The organism is Parendozoicomonas verongulae (assembly GCF_009711465.1).
GTDB classification, from domain to species: domain Bacteria; phylum Pseudomonadota; class Gammaproteobacteria; order Pseudomonadales; family Endozoicomonadaceae; genus Sansalvadorimonas; species Sansalvadorimonas verongulae.
The window spans coordinates 1-275 of the sequence record NZ_SMME01000127.1 but is presented as its reverse complement, the minus strand read 5'-3'; the positions used below and the strand labels follow the sequence as shown (position 1 = coordinate 275).

The following is a 275-nucleotide window of genomic DNA, read 5'->3' as shown; positions in this document are numbered from 1 at the left end:
GAACTATATAGTAAGCCGAGGTGAAATACTTCAAAATGTTTTTTTATTCGACGATTTAATAATTGGTCAAAATTATTTTCTTCAGTTACTAAGAATGTCACTGATACAGGGTGATCTTCGATTACGCGAGCCTTAAGCCAAGTATCATTTTCAATGTCATCATAATATGGGTGTATCGTTTCATCTTCAGGAGAAGTTGGAATATCATCATTTTTTGTTGTGTTGCAGTCTTTGCATGCAGGAATAAGGCTAAGTTGCCCTTTCTGGTTGTTTGC

1 protein-coding gene is annotated in these 275 nt (G+C 35.3%); it reads right to left on the bottom strand.

The features are described 5' to 3' along the window. The coding region (locus E1189_RS22050; RefSeq protein ID WP_230459793.1) for a hypothetical protein at positions 1-275 on the bottom strand (275 nt) is incomplete at both ends.